Genomic DNA, 4,169 nt, shown 5'->3' on the forward strand with positions numbered 1-4,169 from the left:
TGAACACGAACGAGCCGTAGAGGACGAGTGACGCCAGAGCGGCGAAGGTGAGCTGCTCGCCCGTCAGCACCGGACCGGACTCGCTCACCGTGAAGGTGGGCACCACGAGGGTCAGCCCGGCGAGCGTGATCACCGTCGCGAGCGCCGAGCCGGTGCCCTCGGGATTGAACACGGCGAGGTGGTGCCGGACGGCGCCGACCACGAGGGCGAGGCCGACGATGCCGTTCACGGTGATCATCACGGCCGCGAAGACCGTGTCCCGGGCGAGTGTCGAGGTCTCCCCGCTGCCCGACACCATGAGCATCACGATCAGGCCGACCTCGATCACCGTCACCGCCACCGCGAGGAGCAGGGAGCCGAAGGGCTCCCCGACCTTGTGCGCGACCACCTCGGCGTGGTGGACGGCGGCCAGCACGGCGCCGATCAGGGCGACGCCGATGAGACTCGCCGCGAGCGGCCCGGGATGGGAGCCCCAGCTGATCGCCAGCACGACGGCGGCGAGCGGGGGAGTGAGGACCGTCCACCCGAGTCGTCCCGAGGTGGAGGTGCTCACGCCGGCAGATCCTACGGGAGGGACCCAGCGACGATGCCGCTCGGACCACGGTCCGCTCGTAGAATCGGGACCATGTCCGCCCAGACCGTCGAGTCCGTCTTCCCCCGGCTGGAGCCCCATCTCCTGTCGGTGTCCAAGCCGATCCAGTACGTCGGCGGCGAGCTCAACATGGTCGCGAAGGACTGGGACGCCGTGGACGTCCGCTGGGTGCTCATGTACCCCGACGCCTACGAGGTCGGCCTGCCCAACCAGGGCGTCCAGATCCTCTACGAAGTGCTCAACGAGCGGGAGTGGATCCTCGCCGAGCGCACCTACGCCGTGTGGCCCGACATGGAGAAGGTGCTGCGCGAGCAGCAGATCCCGCAGTTCACGGTCGACAGCCACCGCCCGGTCGGCGCGTTCGACCTGTTCGGCGTGAGCTTCTCGACCGAGCTCGGCTACACCAACCTGCTCACCGCCCTCGACCTGGCCGGCATCCCGCTGCACGCCGTGGACCGTGACGAGTCGCACCCCGTGGTCATCGCGGGGGGACACGCCGCGTTCAACCCCGAGCCGATCGCCGCGTTCGTCGACGCCGCCGTCCTCGGCGACGGCGAGGAGGTCGTGCTCAAGATCTCCGAGGTCGTGCGGGAGTGGAAGGGCGAGGGACGCCCCGGCGGCCGCCTCGAGCTGCTGCGCCGCCTCGCCGTGTCCGGCACGGTCTACGTGCCGCGCTTCTACGACGTCTCCTACGACGAGACCGGCGCTATCGCGGCCGTCGTACCCAACCACCCGGAGGCGCCGGACCGGGTCCGCAAGCACACGCTGATGGATCTCGACCAGTGGCCCTACCCGCGCAACCCTCTGGTGCCGCTCGCCGAGACCGTGCACGAGCGGTTCAGCGTCGAGATCTTCCGCGGCTGCACCCGCGGCTGCCGGTTCTGCCAGGCCGGCATGATCACCCGCCCCGTGCGCGAGCGCTCGATCGAGACCATCGGCGCGATGGTGGAGAACGGCGTGCGCAAGACCGGCTTCGAGGAGGTCGGGCTGCTCTCGCTCTCGAGCGCCGATCACACGGAGATCGGCGACGTCGCCAAGGGCCTCGCCGACCGCTACGAGGGGACCAACGTCTCCCTGTCGCTGCCCTCCACCCGGGTGGACGCGTTCAACATCACCCTGGCCAACGAGTTCTCCCGCAACGGGCGGCGCTCCGGCCTCACCTTCGCCCCCGAGGGCGGCAGCGAGCGGATGCGCAAGGTGATCAACAAGATGGTCACCGAGGACGACCTGATCCGCACCGTCGCGGCGGCGTACTCCCACGGCTGGCGGCAGGTGAAGCTCTACTTCATGTGCGGCCTGCCGACCGAGACCGACGAGGACGTGCTCCAGATCGCCGAGCTCGCCAAGCGCGTGATCGCGACCGGCCGCGAGGTGTCGGGGCGCAACGACATCCGCTGCACCGTCTCCATCGGCGGCTTCGTCCCCAAGCCGCACACACCCTTCCAGTGGGCCGCCCAGCTCGACGTGGAGACCACCGACCGGCGCCTACAGCTGCTGCGCGACACGGTGCGCGCCGACAAGCGCTTCGGCCGCGCCATCGGCTTCCGCTACCACGACGGGCAGCCGGGCATCATCGAGGGTCTGCTCTCGCGCGGCGACCGCCGGGTCGGCCGGATCATCGAGCAGGTCTGGCGTGACGGCGGCCGCTTCGACGGCTGGTCCGAGCACTTCTCGTTCGAGCGCTGGGCTGCGTCCGCCGCCGTGGCGCTCGAGGGCACCGGCGTCGACCTCGACTGGTTCACCACCCGCGAGCGTGAGTACGACGAGGTGCTGCCCTGGGACCACCTCGACTCCGGTCTCGACAAGGACTGGCTGTGGGCCGACTGGGAGGACGCCCTGGCCGTCGCCACGGGGGACTCCGACGTCGAGGTCGAGGACTGCCGCTGGACGCCCTGCTACGACTGCGGCGTGTGCCCGGAGATGGGCACCGAGATCCAGATCGGTCCGACGGGGCAGAAGCTGCTTCCGCTCAGCGTCGTCTGAGCACGGTCAGCGGCGCCGGCCCTCGAGGGTTCCGGCCACCTTCTTGCGCGGGTGGCCGGCGAGACAGGTGACGTTGCGGTCGCCGAGCAGCTGCCAGGACCGCTCCTTCGGGTAGGTGTAGTAGACCTCGAAGCGCGAGGTGCCGTACGGCTTCCCGACGAACCTCTCGAACGCCTTGATGCACCGCTGCGCCTGCCGGTCGATCGCGGCCTGCCCGGGGAAGTCGTCGCCGGACATCTCGAAGATCCTGTAGACCTCCAGGTCGTGCTTGCGCTCGCACGGCAGCAGGGTCACGGTCTGGGTCTCGACCTCCTCGGCGCCGGAGAGCCCGCGCAGGACGGCGGAGTCGAAGCAGTCGCCGGTCTGCAGCTTGAGGACGGAGACCTCCCGCGGCTCGCCGGAGTCCCGGGCTCGCTCGGTGTCCTCCTCGATGCTGTCGTTGACGCCCTCCCGCAGGCCGTCGACCACGCTGGGCACGGCCGCCACCTGGAGGATCGTCGCCCCGACGCCGACGATCAGCGCCGCGACGGCCGCCCAGCGCGGCCGGAACCGGCGGCGCGCCAGCGTGACGATCGCGATGACGGCGCCGGCCAGCGGCAGGAGCGGGACGCAGACCGTGAGAGCCATCCCGACGCCGGTCCAGCCGAGGCCCTTGTCGGTCTCGGGCGCACGAGTCGGCGGAGGTCGCACCCCGGCGACCGACGTGTACGACGGCATGCCGGGGGCCGCCGCCGGTGGCCCTGGCGGTGCGGGTGGCTCTGGCGGTGCAGGTGGTCCTGGTGGGGGAGGGGGCTGAGGTCCGTCGACCGGATCGCCGGGCGGCACGAGATCGCTCATGCTCCCTCCGTCCCGACGCCGTCGCCGATCAGGCCGTCGAACTTCTCGCCGTCGGCGCGCACGAGATAACAGAAGAAGGGGTCGCCGCTGTCCGGCTCGTCCTCGTCGAACGAGTCGGTCTCGATCCGGACGTCGAAGTCTCCGCCTACGATGGCCTCCGCGTAGGCCGGATCGAGCCCCGGCAGGGCGGCGCAGAAGTCGGCGAGTGGGACCTCGCCGAAGGCTTCGACCCGGGCGCCGTCGAATCGGCCGGTCCAGATCACCTCGCCCGCGTGCGGCTCGCCGCAGGTCGCCTTGACGGGGTCGTCGAAGAGGTCGACGTCGATGCACTGGCCGACGCTCGCCTCGTCCTCCCACACGGTCCGACTGCCCATGACGACGGCGAAGACGACGAACGCCAGGCCGGCGGCCAGGACCAGCAGGCCCACGACGAGTCCCGTCACCGCCGCCCACCGCCCCGACCGGCGCCCCTGCCCCGTGCGGACGATCCCGGCGACCCCGAGACCGATCCCCACGGGGGCCGCACAACAGGTCAGCGAGCAGACGAGGGCGGCGATGGACACGCCGTCGAACGGCGCGCGAGCCCCGGCCGCCGGGCCGTCGTACGGATTCGGCCCGGGCTCGTAGGACGGATAGCCGCCGCCGTACGGGTTGGTCATCGGAGCAGCCGAGCCGGACTCAGAGGATCGGCTTGCTGAGCTGGTCGTCGGGCTCGACGTAGCAGACGAGATGGTCGCCGACGGAGACGTCCTTCGGA

At 71.0% G+C, this 4,169-nt stretch carries 4 protein-coding genes; 1 reads left to right on the top strand and 3 read right to left on the bottom strand.

The window, feature by feature from the left end:
* The coding region (locus tag FHP29_RS22560; RefSeq protein ID WP_420813394.1) for a calcium:cation antiporter at positions 1-553 on the bottom strand (553 nt) is incomplete at its 3' end.
* A gap of 72 nt (positions 554-625) precedes the next feature.
* Between FHP29_RS22560 and FHP29_RS07070 the strand changes: the two genes are divergently transcribed.
* Positions 626-2,575, top strand: a complete 1,950-nt coding sequence (locus FHP29_RS07070; RefSeq protein WP_139622159.1) for a TIGR03960 family B12-binding radical SAM protein — start codon at positions 626-628, stop codon at positions 2,573-2,575.
* Between the two features lie 6 nt (positions 2,576-2,581).
* Here FHP29_RS07070 and FHP29_RS07075 read toward each other — a convergent pair whose 3' ends face one another.
* Positions 2,582-3,292, bottom strand: a complete 711-nt coding sequence (locus FHP29_RS07075; protein ID WP_139622160.1) for a septum formation family protein — start codon at positions 3,290-3,292, stop codon at positions 2,582-2,584.
* Between the two features lie 116 nt (positions 3,293-3,408).
* Complete coding sequence (locus FHP29_RS07085; protein WP_139622161.1) at positions 3,409-4,071, bottom strand: DUF4190 domain-containing protein; 663 nt, start codon at positions 4,069-4,071, stop codon at positions 3,409-3,411.
* Positions 4,072-4,169: the final 98 nt, after the last annotated feature.

Origin of the sequence: Nocardioides albidus (assembly GCF_006335005.1) — a bacterium.
Taxonomy (GTDB): domain Bacteria; phylum Actinomycetota; class Actinomycetes; order Propionibacteriales; family Nocardioidaceae; genus Nocardioides; species Nocardioides albidus.